Origin of the sequence: Pseudomonas sp. (assembly GCF_048265905.1) — a bacterium.
GTDB lineage: Bacteria > Pseudomonadota > Gammaproteobacteria > Pseudomonadales > Pseudomonadaceae > Aquipseudomonas.
Window position 1 is genome coordinate 70102 of record NZ_JBLXAP010000004.1, and the last position, 19305, is coordinate 89406.

A 19305-nucleotide genomic window follows, 5' to 3' on the forward strand; every position below is an offset into this window, starting at 1 on the left:
TTTTTAATGAGTCAGCAGGATTGTGATTTGCTGGTTGTGGGCGCCGGTATTCTGGGTTTGGCGCATGCTTATGCTGCGGCTAAACGCGGCCTTAAGGTCAAGGTATTCGAGCGCAGCCACACCGCTTTAGGTGCTTCAGTGCGTAACTTTGGACAAGCACTGGTTACCGGGCAGGCGCCGGGACCAATGCTCGATCTGGCACGCTTGAGCCGGGGGTTATGGGCCGGTCTTGCGGCAGACGCAGGTCTGTCGATCAAGCAGCAAGGCTCGCTATTGTTTGCTCGCACCGAAGCAGAGGAAGCGTTGCTTGAGGCATTTTGTAAGGGCCGGGCACGCGAGCATGGATACAAGGTTGATTTGCTACGTGGCGCGGCGTTAAGCGATTTGTATGAGGGCCGTTTTGCACATCATCGCTCGGCATTGCATGGCTTGGATGATCAACAGATCTATTCGCGTGAAGCCATTCCGCAATTGGCTAAGCACTTGCAGCAGCGTTACGCCGTAGAGTTTCACTTCTCGACCTTGGTGCAGGATATTCAGCCCGGTGTGGTCAAAACCACCCGCGGCGTCTTCCGTAGCCCGCGAGTTGTGGTCTGTTCAGGTCACGATTACCAAACCTTGCTGGCCGAGCAAATCAGCGCATTGCAACCGCAAGTGTGCGGGTTGCAGATGCTGCGCGCGCGCTTGCAGCAACCTCTGCAGTTGCAGCATGCATTGCTTACCGGTTTGAGCTGTGTGCATTACGGTGCATTTTCCGACTTGCCGGAGGCTGATGCTATCCGCGAGGAAATTCGTCAGCAGCAACCGGAACTGCAAGCCAACGGCATTCATTTGCTGATCAGCCCCACTCCTTACGGTGAACTGATTATCGGTGACTCGCATGTTTATGGCAGTGATATCGAACCATTCAATAGCGAAGCGACTGATCAAATACTGATCAATCTGGCGGAGCAAACCTTGGGCGCGCCGATTGAGGTGGTTGAGCGCTGGCAAGGGGTTTATGGCAGTCGTGGTCCGGGGCCATTTAGTGTGCTCTGCGCTGATCAAAGCGTGACTGCGGTGCTGATGCATACCGGTCTTGGCATGAGTGTTGGACTAGGTTTGGGTGAACGCACTGTTGCTGCAATGCTCGGTGAAAGTGCTTGGCCAAGCACTCAGGCTGCATAAATGTAATAGCTCTGGAGCTAGCGTTCCAGAGCGGTTGAACGCTTTATTATGCGGGCCTGCAAGGCCATCATAGCCGCTTCTAATCCGGAATCACGGCCAAAACTTGTTACCCTATACCTTTGCTGGTGAACAGGGAGTTTGGCTATGCATAGGATTATTGCAGTGTTTTTTTTGTGTCTGTTTGGTTTCTCAGCCGTTGCAGATGAGTCCGGTAAACCAGTTCTGCGCGTAGGTTTGAGTGAGGTTCCTCCCTTCGTTATCCAAGAAAAAAATGGCGACTGGCGTGGGATCAGCGTAGATCTCTGGCAGGACATCGCCAAGCAATTGGGTTACCAGTTCGAGTTCGAGCCCATGCAGTTTGGCGAGTTACTCCCGAGCCTTGAGGCCGGGAATCTCGATGTGGTGATTGGCGCGCTGACCATGACTGCCGAGCGCGAAAGCAAATTCGACTTCACTCACCCTATTTATCAAACCGGCTTGGCTATTGCCGTGCCTCGTGGCGCGGATAACAGTGGCTGGTCGGCGTTAAAGGGGTTGCTGTCTTGGCAATTTGCCAGCTTGGTGTTGGGTTTGGCAGGCTTGTTGTTGCTGGTCGGCGCGCTACTTTGGGCGTTTGAGCGCCAACGCAACAAAGATCAGTTTGGTGGTAATCCTGCACAAGGGTTGGGCAACAGCTTTTGGTGGGCGGCGGTGACCATGACGACGGTCGGTTATGGCGACAAATCACCGGTGACACTTGGCGGGCGCTTGATCGCAATCATCTGGATGTTCAGCGCCTTGATCATGGTGTCGACCTTTACGGCTGCGGTCACCACGGCGTTGACGGTGGGCAACTTGCAGAGCGGCATCGAAGGCGCTGAAGACTTGAACCGTGCACATGTAGCGACTGTTGGCGGTACTGTCGGAGAGAAATACCTGACCAGCCAACGCATCCGCAACACGGTTTACCCGGATGTATTAAGTGCGATGCGCTCGGTGCAAGAGGGTACGACTGACGCAGTTGTGTATGACCTGCCGATCTTGCAGTACCGCAATACAGAGTTGGCTCGCGGTGGTTTGGAGGTATTGCCGGGCACCTTTGACAATCAGTCATATGCGTTTGCGGTAGCCAGTGGCAGCACGTTGCGTGAGCCGATTAGCCAAGAAATCCTACGCATCACCAATGGCGAGGAGTGGCAGCGACTCAAGGATGTGTACCTGAGTAAGTAGTTGTCAGGGCTCCCTGCCTTCAACATCATGAGCGACCCTGAGCGATTGGTCAGGGTCGCATCAATCAGCTTCAACCCTTGCTGACTTGTTGATCAAGCAGCTCTTTGGTTAGAGCTTCCACTCTTTCGCGGCGCTCGCTGCTGCTGCGCCAATTGCGATTATCAATGCTTGACCATTGTGGATAGGCGCGGGCGTTGCGCAAGGCTTCGGGCAGTTTGCCCTGGCGCCAGGTGCTGTCTTGAGGGGCGGCGAGCTTGATTGCATTCATCGCTGCATGGCCGCGCTCATCCAAGGCTCCCAGCAGCAGTTGCTGGCGCAGGGCCAGAAGGCGCAGCACGGCGTCATCGACCGTTAACTCACGTTCACCTTTGAACTTGCCTTTAAGGCGCTGGCCATAACCACGCAAGGTCTGTGCGCCGCCGCCAATCAATGCTCCAAGCGCTGCAGCTGCGCCAAGAGTAATACCGCCAACCAATAAGTCGATCCCGGCTCCGGTTGCTGCGCCTGCAGCCATGCCGCCACCGACCTTGATCCCGAGTTGCTTGAGGGTTTGCGGGTTGAACAGGTCATCGCCCCAGCGACCGTCAAGCAGAGGTAAGTCTTCTGCCTTGGCGTCATCTTTGCGGAAGGCATAGAGCTTGAGCAGGTCTTCAACGCAGCGTTGTTCGCGCTTGCAAATGTTCTTGCGCAGCGAATTGATCGCTTCTTTCTCAAGCGCAGGCTCAGCTGCAACGCTGCGTCGATAGGACGCGCAATCAATCAGCAAATCAGCAATTAACTGCAGCCCCGCCTTTACCCGGGCTTCGCGTTGGGCCTGATGATCGTCGATCAGGCGTTGCAATTGCGGCGCGGCTTTTTCCAGTAGCAGGCCCAGGCTTTCATAAAGGCGCCGTTCACCATCAACGGGCGGCGCCACGCTGTCGAAGCGCACCAGTGCGTGCAAGCCAATACGGGCCAGTGCTTCTCGCCACTCGGGTTCGCGATGAGCATTACCGGCAACAAAATTCAAGACCGGCAGCAGAGGGCGCCCGCACATGCTCAGCACTTCGAGTTCGTCGCGGTATTTGGCCAGCACCGGTTCGCGTGCATCAATCACATACAAACCGGCGTCGGAGGCTTGAAGCTGACGGAGCACCTTGGCTTCTTGCTCGAAACGCTGATGGGCTTCGCTACTTTGCAGAAAACGCTCCAGGCGCGCTGGGCCATCGAGCCGTTCGCCCGGATGATCTAGACGCTCCAGATAGTCGAGCAGGGCAATTGCATCTTCCAGTCCCGGTGTGTCGTACAGCTCCAGCAGTGCTTCACCCTCGACCGACAGGCGTGCGCCCTCAACATGGCGGGTGGTGCTGTGGCGGTGTGATACCTCGCCAAAGCCGACGTCGCGGGTCAGGGTGCGCAGTAGTGAAGTCTTGCCAACATTGGTGTGGCCGACTACGGCCAGACGCAGCGCTTTGGGCTTAGTCATGACCGCTCTCCAGCCAGTTTAGCGGCGCCGAATCACTGTGTTGCAGTTGCAAGGTGTTGAGTGCTGTGTGCCAGTCGCTTAAACGATCGCTGTCGAGCGGCTCGCCTGTTGGTGGCTGTAATAGCCAGATGCGTGTAGCGCCTGCGCAACGGCTGAGTTCGCCAAGCAAACCCAAGGCGCCGCGGTCGGGCGAGCGGCGCGGGTCGCAGGCAATCACCAAGCGGGCCGGGGGGAAACGTGTCAATTGTTCGAGCAAGCGCTGGCGTTGTTCGCGGCTGTCGATAACTCCGGCATCACGCACGCTTTCAGGCAAATGGGTCGGTGGCCATTGGCGTTGTGCATCCAGTTCGATGGCCATCAACACCGCTTCTTCGCTCGGGTTAGCGTTGTAACCTGTGGCTGGCTGATGCAATGCATCCGGCGCGCTGTCATTTATCCCAAGGCGTTCACTGCTCGGTTGCAGCCGTTCGCGCAGCAGGCTGTAGCCGGGAAGGCTGGTGTCGAGTTTCAGGGCAGCGCGACCTTTGCGCCAGAGCAGCCAGCAGGCAAGCGTCAGCAGCAGGCGCGGAATGATGCCGTAAATCAGCAACACGCCGACCAGCCAGCCGGCCCAACTCTGTCGTGCGGCTTCGCTGAGCATGGCGCTGTCGCCGCTGATGCGGATCAGCTCGGCATCCGGCAGGCTGAAGCCAAACAGCGCGGGCAAGGCGCCGATACTTTGCGTCAGCACGGTAAAGGTTTCACCGCTGAGAATTGTGCTTTCCCAGACAAAGCCATAGCGCCGTGTGGCTAGCAGCAGCAACATGCTCAACAGGGTGCTGAGCAGTGCAACCAGCCAGAGTCCATTGCTCATGATGCCCAGCACCCAGCGGCTGAGTCGCTGACGTTGCAGCAAAATGAGCAAGGCCGGTGCCAGTTGCGCCACCTGCGCATCGCGCGCCAGTTTCTCACTGAGCCACAACCACAAACGGCCCAGTGCTCCGGCGCTATTTCCGGCAAACAGAAGCCCAAGCAGCCAGCCCAATAACATCAGCAGGTTCAGCCCAAGCATGCTGCCGAGCGCCCAGAACACGTTGACCGGGCGCAGGCCGTCACCGAGGGCTGCAACACTCAAGCCTATGCCGCTGAACACGGCCAATATCAGCATGGCCAAAACCGCTAGGCGCGAGCCTTGGTACCAATGGCTCAAGGCTTGTCGCTGACCGTCACGTTCGGCCAGCAATAAAGCACGATGCTGCAGACGCTCGGCAAAGTCGCCGCCGCTGATTTGCACACGGCGGTTGGCTTCGCTGTCTTCGAGCGGTCCGGTGTGCTCCTCGCGCAAGCGGATGGTCTCGGTGAGCCAGAGCTTTTGCAGTTTGCTCAGCGTATTGGAAGCTGCAGTCACGCGGTATCTCGTCTCAGGATTGAATGCTGAGCATAACCGCTGGACGCTGTTTCAACTACGTCATCAGATTATTTGCGCAAGCTTCTGACCTTAACTGCAACGTCTGGCTGGTCACTGAACAGGCCGTCGATCCCTGCATCGAGGAAGATATTCATTTCCTGCTCGATATCGCCACGGGCTTGCGGGTCATCGCCTTTGCGCAGGTTCACTGGCAGAAAACTGTTTTCTGCCCGAAAGGTATAAGGGTGAACTTTCAGGTTGGCAGCGTGGGCGTCGGCGACAAAACGTGTGGTGTTGGCCGGGTCGAGAGCGCCATTGTTGTCCAGAGGGATAATCGCGCTTTTGTGTGGGCCGACGCCAACGGCGTATTCGGCAATCTGCTTGAAGCCTTGCGGCGTTGCCATTTGTTCGTAGGTCAGGGTGCCGCCACTGCTGGCTTGGTCAAACGGCTGGCCTTCGCCGTAAAGCTGGATCAGGCGAATATCGCTGTCACGACTGAGCTGTTTAAGGTTACTGACTTCGAACGACTGGAGATAAACCGGTGCCTTGGCGCTGTCTAAACCGTTTGCCTTGAGGATTTTCAGCAGCGGTTTCTCCATGCTTAGGCCTTGTTGCTGAAAGTGGCTGGGGTGCTTGGTTTCGATATACAGGCCGATCTGCCGCTGTTGGCTACGTTGCAGGTCTTTGCTCAGGTCGATGATTTCCTGCAGCGTCGGGATCTGCATGCTGCCATTGAGGCGTGCGTTCCCGGGGCGGACGTTGGGGATTAGCTCAATGGCGCGCAGGGTTTTAAGTTCTGCCAAGGTAAAGTCTTCGCTAAACCAGCCATTCAGCGTGACGCCATCCACCGTTTTACTGCGTTTGCGCTCGGCAAACTCCGGGTGATCCGCCACGTTTGTGGTCAAGCCCAGTTCATTGTCATGCCGCGCTACCAACTGTCCATCCTTGGTCATTACCAGGTCGGGCTCGATATAGTCAGCGCCCAGAGTGACCGCCAATGCATAAGCGCCGAGCGTGTGTTCGGGCACATAGCCGCTGGCGCCACGGTGGCCGATGACCAGTGGATAAGGCTGCGCCTTGGCCGCGTGCGCAGGCGACTCAGGCGCTGCGACCGCCATAAAGGGCAAGCAAAGCAGGCAGGCTAAAGCGCCCAGGCGAGAGCGGTGGTCAGCAAATAGAGTGTTGAGAGCAGGCATGCGCGTCGTCCTTGTGCGAGGTGTTCGCTAAAAGGATAGTCTGCTACAGGCTGGGTGACGCTTTGGTTACAGCAGTCTGGACTGGGTTTAAGTCATGGTGGACAAGCTGCGCGTTGTCGCACCCTACACCTAAGCTTTGCTATGCTCGCCCGCATGAAAAATACTCTTCCTCTCTGTCTGATTGCGGCGCTCGCGGACAACCGCGTGATTGGCCTCGATAACCAAATGCCTTGGCACTTGCCAGCGGATCTCAAGCACTTCAAGGCGCTGACGCTGGGCAAGCCGATCATCATGGGGCGTAAAACCTGGGATTCGCTCGGCCGACCTTTGCCGGGGCGCCTGAACTTGGTAGTTAGCCGCCAAAGCGGTTTGCAACTGCAAGGCGCTGAGGTTTTTGCTTCGCTGGAGGAGGCTGTGGCCCGTGCCGATGCCTGGGCGCGTGAGCAGGGCGTGGATGAGCTGATGCTGATTGGCGGCGCGCAGCTGTATGCGCAAGGCCTTGAGCAGGCGCAGCGCATGTACCTGACGCGGATTAATCTGAGCCCGGACGGTGATGCCTGGTTTCCTGAGTTTGATGCCGCCGTCTGGCAACTGGTCTCAAGCGAGGCGCATCCCGCCACAGAGACAACCCCACCTCACGTATTTGAAGGCTGGCAGCGCCTTTAAACGCATTAGCAGGGTGGATGGCGCTTTTCCATCCACCATTGAAGGCTGTGCTGTTTCTAGCTGCGATCAGCCAGCACGCCGATCAGAAAGAACACCAGCAACAACACTGGCGCCAAGGTGTAGTTGTTGAATTGGCCGAGGCCAGCGCTCAGGTAAGGCGTCAGGAAAACGATAGCCAAGCCATACACCACGGCGCACACGACCACGAAAATGATGGTGCGAAAGACAAAGTTCAGGCCGCCAATGCTGCGCTGGACCCAAGCATTGATCGCCGGGCCGAAGAGTACGAACAAGGTCGCCATGATCGCCAGCGAGATATCGTACAGGTGGCTGCGACTCCAGCGTGACAGTGTGGCGGTTAGGTCAAGTAGCAGGTCCATGCGGTGTCCTTAGAGCAAAAGGCTCATCAACTGCCTATCAAGGCAAAAACTGTTGCAGTAAATCGTTCAGAAACAGCTGACCCTCTGCTGTCGCAGTGAGGCGATCAGGATTGTCTTGCAGCAGGCCGCGTTGCTGCGCCTGTTTACGAGCCTCGCTCAGCAGGCTGAGCGGCAAGCCGGTGCGTTGGCTGAACAGCTCGCTGGCAGCACCCTCGGTGAGGCGCAGTACATTCATTAAAAACTCGAACGGTAACTCATCCTGACCGAGAACACGCTCGCCCGCACTAAAGCGCTTGTTAGGATCGAGGTAGTCTTTGGGCAGACGGGTTTTCCAGGTGCGCCGGATAATGCCATCAGGGCTGCTGAGCTTGCCGTGAGCGCCCGCACCAATCCCGATGAAATCGCCGAAACTCCAGTAATTCAGGTTATGCCGCGCCACTTTGCCTGGTTGGGCGTACGCGGAGACTTCATATTGGGCATAGCCATGTTCGGCAAGCAGCGCCTGGCCCGCCTCCTGAATATCCCAGAGCGTATCGTCTTCGGGCAGTGTCGGCGGTTGGTTCCAGAACACCGTATTGGGTTCAAGCGTCAATTGATACCAAGACAGATGTGTCGGTCGTTGCGCAATTGCAGTGCGCAGATCAGCCAGCGCATCGTCAATGGATTGATCGGGCAAACCGTGCATAAGGTCGAGGTTGAAATTGTCAAAGCCAGCTGCGCGGGCCATGTCGGCGGCACGCACGGCTTCATCGCCATCGTGGATCCGGCCGAGCGCTTGCAGTTTGGCCGACTGGAAACTTTGCACGCCGATTGATAATCGGTTGATTCCCAGCTTGCGGTAGGCCGAGAACTTGGCCTGTTCAAAAGTGCCGGGGTTGGCTTCGAGGGTGATCTCAATGTCGGCGGCAAACTTGATGCGCTGCTCAACGCCAGCAAGCAGACGCCCGAGGGCCTTGGCTGAAAACAGGCTCGGTGTGCCGCCACCAAAAAAGATCGATGTCAGTTCACGCCCGTACACAGCGGGTAAGTCGGCATCGAGGTCAGCGAGCAAAGCGTCAACGTATTCTTCTTCTGGCAAGGTTGGCGCCGCGGCGTGCGAGTTGAAGTCGCAATACGGGCACTTTTTAACGCACCAGGGAATGTGGATATACAGCGCCAGCGGCGGCAATACGAAGCCTTCAACCACATGGTGAACGCGGTCAGTGGCGATGGTTACGCCTGCGCTCGAGGTTGTTGTCATAGGCCCAGCCGTTGTTTGAACAACGCCATGGCGCGCGCCCGGTGGCTGAGTTGGTTCTTCTCGGTTGGAGTTAACTCAGCGCTGGAACAGTCGCGTTCAGGCACCCAGAACAAGGGGTCGTAACCAAAACCATGTGCGCCTTGCGCTGCGGGCAGGATACGCCCGTGCCACAGCCCTTCACAGATGATCGGCAGTGGGTCATCGGCGTGGCGAACCAAGGCCAGACAGCAAACAAACTGGGCGCCGCGTTGTTCGGGGGCGACATCTTTAAGGGCGTCCAGCAGCTTGGCGTTGTTGGCGGCATCACCTTGGCCGTCTGCATAGCGCGCCGAGTAGATGCCGGGGGCGCCGCCAAGATAATCCACAGCCAGGCCAGAGTCATCGGCGAGGGCTGGCAAGCCGGATACCCGCGCGGCATTGCGTGCCTTGAGAATTGCGTTCTCGACGAACGACAAGCCAGTCTCTTCGGGTTCGACACTGCTGAATTCGCCAACTGAGCGCACGCGAATTGAGTCGCCAAGCATGGCTTGGAGTTCTTTGAGTTTGCCAGCGTTATGGCTGGCCAGTACCAGTTCAGTAAGTTGAATCATTCGTCTGGGAAAAATTCCTGGTTGAATTCGAAGCTATGCGCCTTGCCGTCGCCAGCGGTGACATTAATGGTGAAGCGCAATACTTCACGTTGTTCAAAAGGGAACTGCGCAAGGTAGTAAATGGCGCCTGGTTCGCTGACTTGTTTAAAGTTAAGCGGATAGTCCTTACCCAGCAGGTCCTTTACCGAACCGCTGACCTGAGCGTTGCTGGCTTTGCCGCCTTTAAGCACGGCAATGTTGACCACGCCCTGGGTTTTGCTCCGCACCAAACCATTGGCTGCGGCAATGTCGGGTTGCAAAAAGCCCGAGTTAAAGGCGTTGTAGTGAATGTCCAGGTCACCGTAGGTTTTCTTGCGCTCAGCGAAGGCTGGCAAGCTCAGACACAGAGCCATAAGTAATACGACGAGGCGGCGCATAAGGTGTCTCCTTTAAAAAGTCAGCTGGCTTGGTCGTTGCTGTTCATGGCGCTATGACCACTGACACGATAGATGCCTATCTCACCTAATAGGTTAGGCAAGATTTTGCTGGCCCAACCATGCCGGTGGTCGCGGTCAACGGCGAGGCGTTGAAGAATGGTTGCTTGCTGGTCCAGGCACAGGCGCTCGAAGTCTTCAAATGTGCAGAAGTGAATATTCGGCGTGTTGTACCAGGTGTAGGGCAAAAAGTCGGAAACCGGCATGCGGCCTTTGCTGGCCAGATACCAGCGGCAGCGCCAGTGGCCAAAGTTTGGAAAGGTGATGACGCAGGTTTTGCCGACGCGGAGCATTTCTTTAAGGATTCGATCCGGGAAATGCACGGCCTGCAGCGCTTGCGTCATTACTACGACGTCGAAGCTGGCATCGGCAAAGTTACCCAGACCTTTGTCGAGATCTTGCTCGATGACATTGACGCCCTTATTGACGCACTCGGCAATGTTGTCGGGGTCGATTTCCAGGCCGTAACCAAAGACCTGTTTATTGTCGCGCAGCCAGGCGAGTAATTCGCCGTTGCCGCAGCCAAGGTCAAGCACGCGGCTGCCTGCGGGAATCCAGTCTTGGATAATGTCCAGATCGGCTCTCATGCCTGCCTCACAGAGTAATTCGATTCATATAGCTGCTAAATGCCTGCAGATAACGTGGGATCGGGATCAAGAACGCATCATGGCCTTGTGGCGCATCGACCTCCAGATAGCAAACGTTTTTGCGAGCCGAGGTCAGTGCATCAACGATCTCGCGTGAGCGCTGCGGCGAGAAGCGCCAGTCAGTGGTGAATGAGATTACGCAGAAATCTGCTTTTGCCGCGGCCAGGGTCTTCGCCAGGTCGCCGTCATTCGCTGCAGCTGGATCAAAGTAGTCGAGCGCTTTGGTCATCAGCAGGTAGGTGTTGGCGTCAAAGCGTCCGGAAAACTCTTCGCCTTGATAGCGTAGGTAGCTTTCGACCTGAAACTCGACGCTGTGGAAGTCGTAATTGAGCTTTTCACTCTTCAGGCCGCGCCCGAATTTTTCGCCCATGGCGTCATCAGACAAATACGTGATGTGTCCAACCATGCGCGCGAGCATCAGGCCTCGCTTAGGGATGACGCCCTGCTCCTGGAAGTGACCGCCATGAAACTCTGGGTCAGTCAGAATTGCCTGGCGCGCGACTTCATTGAAGGCGATGTTCTGTGCCGACAATTTCGGTGCCGAGGCAATGGCAACGCAATGCCGCACTCGCTGTGGATAACTGATTGTCCACTGCATTGCCTGCATACCGCCTAAGCTACCGCCAACGACCGCTGCCCACTGCTCGATACCGAGTGCATCTGCCAGCCGGGCTTGGCTGTGCACCCAGCATTCGACGGTCATCACCGGGAAATCGGCGCCAAATGGCTTGCCCGTCTCGGGGTTGATGCTTGACGGCCCGGTAGAACCGTTACAGCCACCAAGGTTATTCAGGCTGACTACAAAAAAACGGTTGGTATCAATGGCTTTGCCGGGGCCGATACAGCTGTCCCACCAACCGGGTTTGCGGTCTTCAGCGCTGTGATAACCCGCGGCATGGTGATGGCCGGAAAGTGCATGACAAATCAATACGGCGTTACTGCGCGCAGCGTTCAGCTCGCCGTAGGTTTCATATATCAGGTCATAGTTGGCAAGGGTTCGCCCGGAAGCCAGTGATAACGGCTCGGCAAAATGCAGTACTTGGGGTGTCACCAAGCCAACAGAATCTTGTGGAAAGGCAGTCGACATCGACCCTGCTCGCAAAGTTGAGAGTTGAAAAAGAAAGTCATGCAGTCTAAAGAGCGCCGCCCCATGCGGCAAGCGATGGGGCGGTGCGATGAGCTTTTGAGTAAAGCCCGGATACAAAGTGGAGGCGCGGTTTGAGGCCGCACCGATCAGTTGGCGGCGGAGGTTATTCGGTTGCGCTCATGCTGCGAGCAGCAACTGGCAGGTTTACAACCTTGTTATGACGCTGGATTGGCGCCGGGCGCCGCAAGTTACGCAACATATCCGCCGCTTCACTCAACTGTGCACTCAGGTCTTCGCGATAGCGTGCCAATTGCTGGGTGCGCTGGCGGGTTTGTTGGGTTTCTTGAGCCAGTGCCTTGAGCCGCAACATGTGCGTTTCAAGTAGTTGCTTGTGCTCTAGTGTGTGCTGCATCAGCGGCATCAAGGCATCGCTGGTCCATTGATCGGCATCTTGGCGCAGGCGTTGGTGCATGCCGACAACTTCTTGCGCAAGCGTGGCAAAAAAGCGTTTAGCCAGGCTTTTTTGCTCAGTCAGCAGGGATTTCAATTGCAAACGGAACTGGTCGGCCTTGATTTGCAGTTGCTTGAGTTCGCGCGCATAACGTTCAACATTGAACTGCGGTGCATCAACGCCATTCAGCGGGTTTTCTTCGTTATGCCTGCGGTAAACCGCCGCGACCATGGTATTGGCGGTTTCCGCTTCATAGCCAAGGTTGTGCAGATCATTTTTGATCGAGCTAAAGAAATGCACGATTGCCTGATTAATGCCAACGGTTGTCCAGCAACTGGTGAGCTCTTTGCGGGCGAGCGCCATGTGTATTTCGAGCTGCTCGGGGCGCACAGCAGCGCGGAGCATATCGCCTTGACGTTTGAGTAGTCGCTGGTTGGTTTTCAGCCCCAGCAAGCGCTTGTGATGCTGGCTGTGATCCTCTTTGGTCTTGGACGTCAGCTCAAAAAGCATCTGGCCGTTATCTTGCTGATGCGTATTAAGCAGCGCCTGCTGCTGATTAACTTGCTCCAGGCGCACGTTCAGGACGTGCTGACTGTTTTGCACCAAGCCGAGCACCTGATTGACCACATGATCTTCGATCAAGCGTTCCTTTTGGCTGACGATGCGCTCGCAGAGCAGAGTTTCCAAATTGTGCATTTGGCTGCGTGCCAGCAGATCCGGGTCTTTGCGCACTTTCGCCAAAAGCGCCTGCTTTGCTGAAAGTGGCAGCACGTCGTCTGGTTTGATTCCCAGTTGTTTGGCGGTGATGGTTTGAATCTGACGGATGCTGTTCTGCACGAACGCCTCGCCAGCCAAGTCATCCCAGAGCACGTCGATCTTATTCAGTACGGCAAATAAACTGGCGTGGCTTTCTTCTTCTAGCGGATGAATATGCTGTTGCCAAGCGGCCATATCGCTTGCGGTCACGCCGGTGTCGGCAGACAGCAAGAACAAAATCGCCTGCGCGCTCGGCAGCATTGATAATGTCAGTTCAGGTTCGCAACCCAGCGCATTAAGGCCGGGGGTGTCGAGAATGCGCAAGCCTTGGCGCAGCAGTGGATGGTCGAAATTGACCAAGGCATGACGCCAGGCTGGAACCATGACAAGGCCTGGTCTGCCGCTGTTTTCCAGCGTGTCTGGGTGGAAGCCCAACTGGATAGCGTCTTCAACCTTCATCGGCTTGGTTTTCGACACTTGAGTGAAGGCTTCGATCATGTTGGCTGGATCACTGGTATCCAGCGGAATATTTATCCAGTGCTGAGGTGCGCGCTTGAACTGGGCAACACTGGCCTCGGAGGTGCGGGTTTCAATCGGCAGCAGACGAATATATGAGCGTTCTGAGCGTGGGTCGAAGAACAGCTCGGTCGGGCACATGGTTGTGCGCCCGGCATGCGATGGCAGCATGCGCTGGCCATAAGAAGAGAAGAATAAGCTGTTGATCAGTTCGGTTTTGCCGCGCGAGAACTCACCCACGAACGCCAGCGTGATGTGATCTGTGCGCAAAACCCGAAGTGCCCGCTCAAGCTTGGCCGTAACGGTGTCCGAGTTTAATCGATTGACCTCAAGCCAGCTTCGATAACGCATGATTTCACGCATTAACTCACGCTTCCACGTGACATAGGCGTCAATCTGCTGGGTGAGACGTTCCATGCTCATTCAAACCTATCCTTTCACGAGTTCACGCATCGTGTGCGTCTTGCACCGGTATTGAGGTTCCGCTAATAAACCATAATGGCTCTATTTGGGCGGTAACTGGGACGTCTCTGAACCGTTATGTGAGATCCGTCTCGTTTGCGTTAGATCATTGCGCTGATGGCATTATGCCCAGCTTATTGGGCTCGTCAATTGACCTTGTTGCCAAACGGTAGCCTCAGTGGACCAAATGGCTTAAATGCAGCGTTCAAGTTCGCTGGGAGAGGGAGATACAGGGAGGTTTTGCTGGCGTGTAACGTTTTGTGACGGGTTTGAATATGTTGCCTGGCAAAGCTGTAGGCAGGGGTTTTTCAACAGTTTGAACATAGCTTTGTCGCGGCTAGGTGAGAATTAAATCCTCGCCTAGCCACGGCTAAAGTTATTAGATCGCCAGACTGAGGCCCGAGAGCATGCCGGTCATGACCGCCAGGTTGCGGATCACCAGCATGTCGATCAGGTTAAGTACCAAAAATGCCAGGATCGGTGACAGGTCGAGACCACCAAGGTTTGGCAGGATGCGCCGGAAAGGCATCAGCAGGGGTTCACAAATCTGGTTCACCAGTTCAACCGCAGGGTTATGGCTACCCTGCGCAACCCAAGACAGGATCACGCTGATGATCAAGGCAAAGAAGAACACCTTGAGGAACAAGGCGGTGACGCCAATGATCGACCAGACCAATACCAGCAGCGGAGCGCCAAAGCCGTAGCCCATGAGCATCAGGGTTAGCTCCATCAGCACAAACTGGACGATCAGTGCGAGGATTAGCGAGGAGGTGTCGAGCCCGAAAATGCTTGGTATGAATTTGCGCATTGGTTTCAGCAGTGGCTGAGTCGCGCGCACGATAAACTGGCTAAGCGGGTTATAGAAGTCAGCGCGGACCAATTGCAGGATGAATCGCAGCAGCACAATCAACAAGTAGAGACTGCCGATAGTTTGCAGGATGTAGACGCCTGCAGTGTTCAAACCAATCATTATTTGCTCCTTATTTGCCTAGCTGTTCGGCCAGCTCAGCCGAGCGGCGAGCAGCGGCGTTTAATGCGTCATCAACCAGAACCTCAAAACGGCCAGCCTGGAAGGTTTTGATTGCAGCTTCAGTGGTGCCCGCCGGTGAAGTCACCCGACGCCGCAGTTCGCCCGCGTCGACATCGCTGGCGACGGCCATGTGGGCGGCGCCCAAGGCTGTTTGCAGAGTCAGTTTGGCCGCGGTTTCGCGTGGCAGGCCAAGTTTCTCGCCTGCTGCGGTCATGGCCTCGATCAATAGAAAGAAATACGCGGGACCGCTGCCTGATACTGCGGTGACAGCATCGATTTGTTGTTCCTGGTCAAGCCAAACGGTGACGCCGACTGCACTGAGCAATAGCTCTGCCTGATCTTTTTGCTCGGTGCTAACCAGGGCGTTGGCGTACAAACCACTGACGCCTTGGCGTAGCAAGGCAGGTGTATTGGGCATGCAGCGCACGATTGGTCGCTCACCCAGCCAGTTTTCGAGGCTGGTGCAGTTGATACCGGCAGCAATGGAGATGACCAGTTGACCCGGTTTGAGGTGCTGGGCGAGATCGAGGCAGACCTCTTTCATCACCTGCGGTTTGATCGACAGTACGATCACATCAGCACCTTCAATCGCCTCGGCGTTACTGGCGAATGTACTGATGCCGTGTTCCGCAGAGATTTTCGCGCGTTGTTCTTCGCCGCGGTCACTGGCACGAATGGCGCTGGCGTCCACGCCTTGCGCGCGCATGCCGCCGATGAGGCTGGCAGCCATGTTGCCTGCGCCGATAAAGGCGATGCGAGGAGAAGTCATAGCGAAGGTTCCTGTGTTGATTCAGAGGAATAGTTGCGGGCACCGAACAATGCCGTGCCAATTCGAACCCAAGTCGCGCCTTGGGCAATAGCCGCCTCAAGGTCGTGACTCATGCCCATGGATAATGTATCGAGGTTGAGGTTCAAGCCTTGCTGCAACTCGCGCAGTGAGGCAAACGCAGCGTTTTGTTCAGCCGGGTCATCGCTGGGCTCTGGAATTGCCATCAAGCCCCTTAACCGTAAGTTTGGTAATTGATTCACTGCCGCCGCCAGTGCTGGCAATTCTTCAGGCGTGCAACCTGCTTTGCTCGCTTCCTGGCTGACATTGACCTGTATGCAGATATTCAATGCCGGCAAATGTGCAGGGCGCTGAGCAGATAAGCGTTCAGCAACCTTGAGGCGATCAACAGCGTGCACCCAAGCAAAGTTTTCAGCGATGGCGCGGGTCTTATTTGACTGAATGGGGCCGATGAAATGCCAAATCAATGGCAAATCGGATAATTCGTGCTGTTTATCCAGTGCTTCTTGTAGATAATTTTCACCAAAGTCATGCAGCCCTGCGGCATAAGCCTGGCGAATTGCTGAGGCGGGTTTGGTTTTGCTTACGGCAAGCAAACCAATTGTCTCGGGTTGACGTGCACAGGCATGCGCCGCCTCACGGATCCGAGTTCCGACCTTTGCTATATTCTCTGATATCGTGGACATTGCTTACGCTCTGTGGCCCGTTCGCTCTGCGTGTGGGGCATTCTAACGTCAATGGCCGCTGGTTGAGAAAAACTAACGTGACAGGGCGCGTCATTCTGCCTGCAAAGACGCGTGCTAGTTAAGCCGTTTGATTTGATTTAAACACTGCATAACCGGATGCGGTGGTTCTTTAAGCAGCCTGTTGGGGAGTTACATGGATATCACAGAACTGCTGGCGTTCAGTGCCAAGCAAGGCGCTTCAGACTTGCACCTTTCTTCGGGGCTGCCACCGATGATTCGTGTTGATGGTGACGTGCGTCGCATCAACCTGCCAGCACTGGACCATAAACAGGTGCATGCGCTGATCTACGACATCATGAATGACAAGCAGCGTAAGGACTTCGAAGAGTTCCTGGAAACTGACTTCTCGTTTGAAGTGCCGGGTGTCGCGCGTTTCCGGGTTAACGCCTTTAACCAGAATCGCGGTGCTGGCGCTGTATTCCGGACAATTCCTTCCAAGGTTCTGACCATGGAAGACCTCGGCATGGGCGAGGTGTTTCGCAAGATCACCGACGTGCCGCGCGGCCTGGTCTTGGTGACCGGCCCAACGGGTTCGGGTAAGTCGACAACCTTGGCGGCGATGCTCGATTACCTCAATGCCACTAAATATCACCATATTCTGACCATTGAAGACCCGATCGAATTCGTGCATGAGTCGAAGAAGTGTCTGGTCAACCAGCGTGAAGTTCACCGCGACACATTGGGCTTCTCTGAAGCACTGCGCTCGGCGTTGCGGGAAGACCCGGACATCATTCTGGTGGGTGAGATGCGTGACCTTGAAACCATCCGCCTGGCACTGACCGCCGCAGAAACCGGCCACTTGGTATTTGGTACGTTGCACACCACCTCGGCGGCAAAAACCATCGACCGGGTAGTTGACGTGTTCCCGGCTGAAGAAAAATCCATGGTTCGCTCGATGTTGTCGGAATCATTGCAGGCGGTTATTTCCCAGACCCTGTTGAAGAAAATCGGCGGTGGTCGGGTGGCGGCTCACGAAATCATGATCGGCACCCCGGCGATTCGTAACCTGATCCGTGAAGACAAGGTGGCGCAGATGTATTCGTCGATCCAGACCGGTGGTTCGCTGGGCATGCAGACCCTTGATGCCTGCCTGAAAGGTTTGGTGGCAAAAGGCTTGGTCAGCCGCGAAAGCGCGCGTGAGAAATCCAAGAACCCTGAAAATTTCTAAAAAAGCGCGACTGGCTATACTCCAAACCTCTGGCGCCGTTTGTGCCCCGGAGCATAGACGCCAATGGCACACGCGCATTGGCGTCACTTACAGCGTAACGCGTGACTGCGACGGTGAGAGAGAACAATGGACTTTGAAAAACTGCTGCGCCTGATGGTCGAGAAAGGTGGTTCTGACCTTTTCATTACAGCGGGCGTGCCACCGTCGATGAAGGTCAACGGCAAGATCATGCCGATCACCAAAACTGCCATGTCGCCTGAGCAAACGCGTGAAACCGTGCATTCGGTGATGAACGAGCAGCAGCGTCGCGACTTTACTGAGAATCACGAATGTAACTTTGCGATCAGCGCGCGTGGCGTTGGCCGTTTCCGGGTCAGTGCGTTTTATCAGCGCAACCTGGCAGGCATGGTACTGCGCCGGATCGAAACCAATATCCCAACGCTTGATGACTTGCAGCTACCGGAAATTCTAAAAAAACTGGCACTGACCAAGCGCGGTCTGGTGCTGTTCGTCGGGGCGACAGGTACGGGTAAATCGACCTCTCTGGCGGCGATGATCGGCTATCGCAACAAGAACAGCAGCGGTCACATCATTTCCATTGAAGACCCGATCGAATACATCCACCAACACCAGAACTGCATCGTCACTCAGCGTGAAGTGGGTATCGACACCGAGTCATTTGAAGTCGCACTGAAGAACACCCTGCGTCAGGCGCCCGATGTAATTCTGATTGGTGAGGTGCGTACCCGTGAAACCATGGATCACGCCGTAGCCTTTGCTGAAACCGGTCACCTGTGTCTGGCCACATTGCACGCCAACAACGCCAACCAGGCGTTGGACCGGATCATCAACTTCTTCCCGGCTGACCGACAGAATCAGGTGTGGATGGATTTGTCGCTCAACCTCAAGGCAATCGTCGCCCAGCAGTTGATCCCAACCCCGGACGGCAAAGGCCGTCGCGCGGTAATTGAAGTCTTGATCAACACGCCACTGGCCGCTGACTTGATTCGCAAAGGCGATGTGCACGAGCTCAAAGCGTTGATGAAACGTTCAACCGAGCAGGGCATGCAAACCTTTGATCAGGCGCTCTACAACCTCTACAGCCAGGGCGAAATCACCTACGAAGATGCATTGCTCTATGCCGACTCGGCGAACGATTTGCGCCTGATGATCAAGCTCGGCTCAGAAACCGATGGCGATCACCTGACCAGCATGTCTCAAGGCTTGTCATTGGAAGTCAGCAACGACGATAACCCGGGCCGCAGCTTTCGCTAGCCAACGCGTCGTTAACAAACATTGGCGCAGCACGGCGATATTCCATGTGCTGCGCGATTGTTTGCGTAACCGGCAATCTCGGGTAAATTGTTGTCTCGGACTAGGCCTGCAAGCAGGAGGCGCATATGCAGCAACAAGACACCCACAGTAAAACAATCGGCTATCTGTTATGGATTTTCGGTTTTCTCGGTGCTCATCGTTTTTACTACGGTAAACCCGTGACTGGCACCATCTGGTTTTTCACCTTGGGCCTGTTCTTTATCGGTTGGATTATCGACCTGTTCCTGATCCCCTCCATGGATAAAGAGGCCGATTTGCGCTTCACCGCAGGCGAAACCGATTACAACGTTGCCTGGATTCTGTTGACCTTCCTCGGTATTTTCGGTGTACACCGTATGTACCAAGGCAAGTGGATCACCGGGATTATTTACCTGTTCACTGGCGGTTTGTTCTTTGTCGGTGTGCTGTATGATTTTTGGACACTCAACACCCAAGTGTCACTGAAGAACGCCTCACGGGCGTAGCCTTCGCTTTGCACGAAAACCTGCATATTTGCGGGTTTTTTCGTGTGTGATAGCCAAAAAAACCTGAATGCTTGCGGCTAAAG

Annotated in this window: 19 protein-coding genes; 6 read left to right on the forward strand and 13 right to left on the reverse strand. The window is 55.7% G+C overall.

What is annotated here, in order from left to right; genetic code table 11:
• Window positions 1-6 precede the first annotated feature (6 nt).
• Window positions 7-1167 carry a TIGR03364 family FAD-dependent oxidoreductase gene (locus ACN0UH_RS07750; RefSeq protein ID WP_417661514.1) on the forward strand — a complete coding sequence of 387 codons (1161 nt, stop codon included), beginning with the start codon at window positions 7-9 and terminating at the stop codon, window positions 1165-1167.
• 144 nt (window positions 1168-1311) lie between these two features.
• The gene (locus ACN0UH_RS07755; RefSeq protein ID WP_417661515.1) at window positions 1312-2376 is read left to right on the forward strand and encodes a transporter substrate-binding domain-containing protein; all 1065 of its coding nucleotides are present in this window, start codon (window positions 1312-1314) and stop codon (window positions 2374-2376) included.
• A gap of 70 nt (window positions 2377-2446) precedes the next feature.
• On the opposite strand, the gene ACN0UH_RS07760 is transcribed toward ACN0UH_RS07755, so the two are convergent.
• The 3 genes from ACN0UH_RS07760 to ACN0UH_RS07770 all read right to left on the reverse strand — a co-directional run bounded on the left by ACN0UH_RS07760 (window position 2447) and on the right by ACN0UH_RS07770 (window position 6346).
• Window positions 2447-3841, reverse strand: a complete 1395-nt coding sequence (locus tag ACN0UH_RS07760) for a GTPase/DUF3482 domain-containing protein (protein WP_417661516.1) — start codon at window positions 3839-3841, stop codon at window positions 2447-2449.
• Entirely contained in the window at window positions 3834-5228 is a 1395-nt protein-coding gene (locus tag ACN0UH_RS07765) for a DUF2868 domain-containing protein (RefSeq protein WP_417661517.1), read from the reverse strand. The genes ACN0UH_RS07760 and ACN0UH_RS07765 overlap by 8 nt, the downstream gene beginning before the upstream one ends.
• A 68-nt stretch (window positions 5229-5296) precedes the next feature.
• Window positions 5297-6346 carry a glycerophosphodiester phosphodiesterase gene (locus ACN0UH_RS07770; protein ID WP_417661682.1) on the reverse strand — a complete coding sequence of 350 codons (1050 nt, stop codon included), beginning with the start codon at window positions 6344-6346 and terminating at the stop codon, window positions 5297-5299.
• 219 nt (window positions 6347-6565) lie between these two features.
• Between ACN0UH_RS07770 and ACN0UH_RS07775 the strand changes: the two genes are divergently transcribed.
• Entirely contained in the window at window positions 6566-7090 is a 525-nt protein-coding gene (locus tag ACN0UH_RS07775) for a dihydrofolate reductase (RefSeq protein ID WP_417661518.1), read from the forward strand.
• A gap of 56 nt (window positions 7091-7146) precedes the next feature.
• Here the strand turns inward: ACN0UH_RS07775 and ACN0UH_RS07780 are convergent, their stop codons facing one another.
• The 10 genes from ACN0UH_RS07780 to ACN0UH_RS07825 all read right to left on the reverse strand — a co-directional run bounded on the left by ACN0UH_RS07780 (window position 7147) and on the right by ACN0UH_RS07825 (window position 16195).
• Window positions 7147-7470: a DUF3392 domain-containing protein gene (locus ACN0UH_RS07780; protein ID WP_339489739.1), complete on the reverse strand. Its 324-nt coding sequence runs from the start codon at window positions 7468-7470 to the stop codon at window positions 7147-7149.
• Window positions 7471-7507: 37 nt separating this feature from the next.
• Window positions 7508-8710 (reverse strand): radical SAM family heme chaperone HemW, encoded by a 1203-nt coding sequence (hemW, locus tag ACN0UH_RS07785; protein ID WP_417661519.1) that lies wholly within the window; start codon window positions 8708-8710, stop codon window positions 7508-7510.
• Window positions 8707-9300, reverse strand: a complete 594-nt coding sequence (gene rdgB, locus ACN0UH_RS07790) for an RdgB/HAM1 family non-canonical purine NTP pyrophosphatase (RefSeq protein ID WP_417661520.1) — start codon at window positions 9298-9300, stop codon at window positions 8707-8709. Before rdgB ends, hemW begins: the two co-directional genes overlap by 4 nt.
• Window positions 9297-9716, reverse strand: coding sequence for a DUF4426 domain-containing protein (locus tag ACN0UH_RS07795; protein ID WP_417661521.1), 420 nt, complete (start codon window positions 9714-9716; stop codon window positions 9297-9299). The genes rdgB and ACN0UH_RS07795 overlap by 4 nt, the downstream gene beginning before the upstream one ends.
• A 20-nt stretch (window positions 9717-9736) precedes the next feature.
• Window positions 9737-10360 carry a methionine biosynthesis protein MetW gene (metW, locus tag ACN0UH_RS07800; RefSeq protein ID WP_417661522.1) on the reverse strand — a complete coding sequence of 208 codons (624 nt, stop codon included), beginning with the start codon at window positions 10358-10360 and terminating at the stop codon, window positions 9737-9739.
• 7 nt (window positions 10361-10367) lie between these two features.
• Window positions 10368-11507 (reverse strand): homoserine O-succinyltransferase MetX, encoded by a 1140-nt coding sequence (gene metX, locus ACN0UH_RS07805; protein ID WP_417661523.1) that lies wholly within the window; start codon window positions 11505-11507, stop codon window positions 10368-10370.
• Window positions 11508-11670: 163 nt separating this feature from the next.
• Window positions 11671-13653 (reverse strand): dynamin family protein, encoded by a 1983-nt coding sequence (locus tag ACN0UH_RS07810; protein WP_417661524.1) that lies wholly within the window; start codon window positions 13651-13653, stop codon window positions 11671-11673.
• A 418-nt stretch (window positions 13654-14071) separates the two neighbouring features.
• Window positions 14072-14662 (reverse strand): YggT family protein, encoded by a 591-nt coding sequence (locus tag ACN0UH_RS07815; RefSeq protein ID WP_417661525.1) that lies wholly within the window; start codon window positions 14660-14662, stop codon window positions 14072-14074.
• A gap of 10 nt (window positions 14663-14672) precedes the next feature.
• Window positions 14673-15491: a pyrroline-5-carboxylate reductase gene (gene proC / locus ACN0UH_RS07820; RefSeq protein WP_417661526.1), complete on the reverse strand. Its 819-nt coding sequence runs from the start codon at window positions 15489-15491 to the stop codon at window positions 14673-14675.
• On the reverse strand, window positions 15488-16195 hold the full coding sequence (locus ACN0UH_RS07825; RefSeq protein ID WP_417661527.1) for a YggS family pyridoxal phosphate-dependent enzyme: 708 nt from the start codon (window positions 16193-16195) through the stop codon (window positions 15488-15490). Before ACN0UH_RS07825 ends, proC begins: the two co-directional genes overlap by 4 nt.
• A 193-nt stretch (window positions 16196-16388) precedes the next feature.
• Between ACN0UH_RS07825 and pilT the strand changes: the two genes are divergently transcribed.
• The 3 genes from pilT to ACN0UH_RS07840 all read left to right on the forward strand — a co-directional run bounded on the left by pilT (window position 16389) and on the right by ACN0UH_RS07840 (window position 19222).
• Window positions 16389-17423 carry a type IV pilus twitching motility protein PilT gene (pilT, locus tag ACN0UH_RS07830; RefSeq protein ID WP_087515257.1) on the forward strand — a complete coding sequence of 345 codons (1035 nt, stop codon included), beginning with the start codon at window positions 16389-16391 and terminating at the stop codon, window positions 17421-17423.
• Between the two features lie 126 nt (window positions 17424-17549).
• On the forward strand, window positions 17550-18698 hold the full coding sequence (locus tag ACN0UH_RS07835; protein WP_087515258.1) for a PilT/PilU family type 4a pilus ATPase: 1149 nt from the start codon (window positions 17550-17552) through the stop codon (window positions 18696-18698).
• A gap of 125 nt (window positions 18699-18823) precedes the next feature.
• Entirely contained in the window at window positions 18824-19222 is a 399-nt protein-coding gene (locus tag ACN0UH_RS07840; protein ID WP_417661528.1) for an NINE protein, read from the forward strand.
• Window positions 19223-19305: the final 83 nt, after the last annotated feature.

Excerpts from the sequence above, each read along its gene's own strand:
- ACN0UH_RS07750 (WP_417661514.1), top strand. The coding sequence starts at position 7 with ATGAGTCAGCAGGATTGTGATTTGCTGGTTGTGGGCGCCGGTATTCTG.
- ACN0UH_RS07755 (WP_417661515.1), top strand. The coding sequence starts at position 1,312 with ATGCATAGGATTATTGCAGTGTTTTTTTTGTGTCTGTTTGGTTTCTCA.
- ACN0UH_RS07760 (WP_417661516.1), bottom strand. The coding sequence starts at position 3,841 with ATGACTAAGCCCAAAGCGCTGCGTCTGGCCGTAGTCGGCCACACCAAT.
- ACN0UH_RS07770 (WP_417661682.1), bottom strand. The coding sequence starts at position 6,346 with ATGGCGGTCGCAGCGCCTGAGTCGCCTGCGCACGCGGCCAAGGCGCAG.
- ACN0UH_RS07775 (WP_417661518.1), top strand. The coding sequence starts at position 6,566 with ATGCTCGCCCGCATGAAAAATACTCTTCCTCTCTGTCTGATTGCGGCG.
- ACN0UH_RS07780 (WP_339489739.1), bottom strand. The coding sequence starts at position 7,470 with ATGGACCTGCTACTTGACCTAACCGCCACACTGTCACGCTGGAGTCGC.
- hemW (WP_417661519.1), bottom strand. The coding sequence starts at position 8,710 with ATGACAACAACCTCGAGCGCAGGCGTAACCATCGCCACTGACCGCGTT.
- rdgB (WP_417661520.1), bottom strand. The coding sequence starts at position 9,300 with ATGATTCAACTTACTGAACTGGTACTGGCCAGCCATAACGCTGGCAAA.
- ACN0UH_RS07795 (WP_417661521.1), bottom strand. The coding sequence starts at position 9,716 with ATGCGCCGCCTCGTCGTATTACTTATGGCTCTGTGTCTGAGCTTGCCA.
- metW (WP_417661522.1), bottom strand. The coding sequence starts at position 10,360 with ATGAGAGCCGATCTGGACATTATCCAAGACTGGATTCCCGCAGGCAGC.
- metX (WP_417661523.1), bottom strand. The coding sequence starts at position 11,507 with ATGTCGACTGCCTTTCCACAAGATTCTGTTGGCTTGGTGACACCCCAA.
- ACN0UH_RS07810 (WP_417661524.1), bottom strand. The coding sequence starts at position 13,653 with ATGAGCATGGAACGTCTCACCCAGCAGATTGACGCCTATGTCACGTGG.
- ACN0UH_RS07815 (WP_417661525.1), bottom strand. The coding sequence starts at position 14,662 with ATGATTGGTTTGAACACTGCAGGCGTCTACATCCTGCAAACTATCGGC.
- proC (WP_417661526.1), bottom strand. The coding sequence starts at position 15,491 with ATGACTTCTCCTCGCATCGCCTTTATCGGCGCAGGCAACATGGCTGCC.
- ACN0UH_RS07825 (WP_417661527.1), bottom strand. The coding sequence starts at position 16,195 with ATGTCCACGATATCAGAGAATATAGCAAAGGTCGGAACTCGGATCCGT.
- pilT (WP_087515257.1), top strand. The coding sequence starts at position 16,389 with ATGGATATCACAGAACTGCTGGCGTTCAGTGCCAAGCAAGGCGCTTCA.
- ACN0UH_RS07835 (WP_087515258.1), top strand. The coding sequence starts at position 17,550 with ATGGACTTTGAAAAACTGCTGCGCCTGATGGTCGAGAAAGGTGGTTCT.
- ACN0UH_RS07840 (WP_417661528.1), top strand. The coding sequence starts at position 18,824 with ATGCAGCAACAAGACACCCACAGTAAAACAATCGGCTATCTGTTATGG.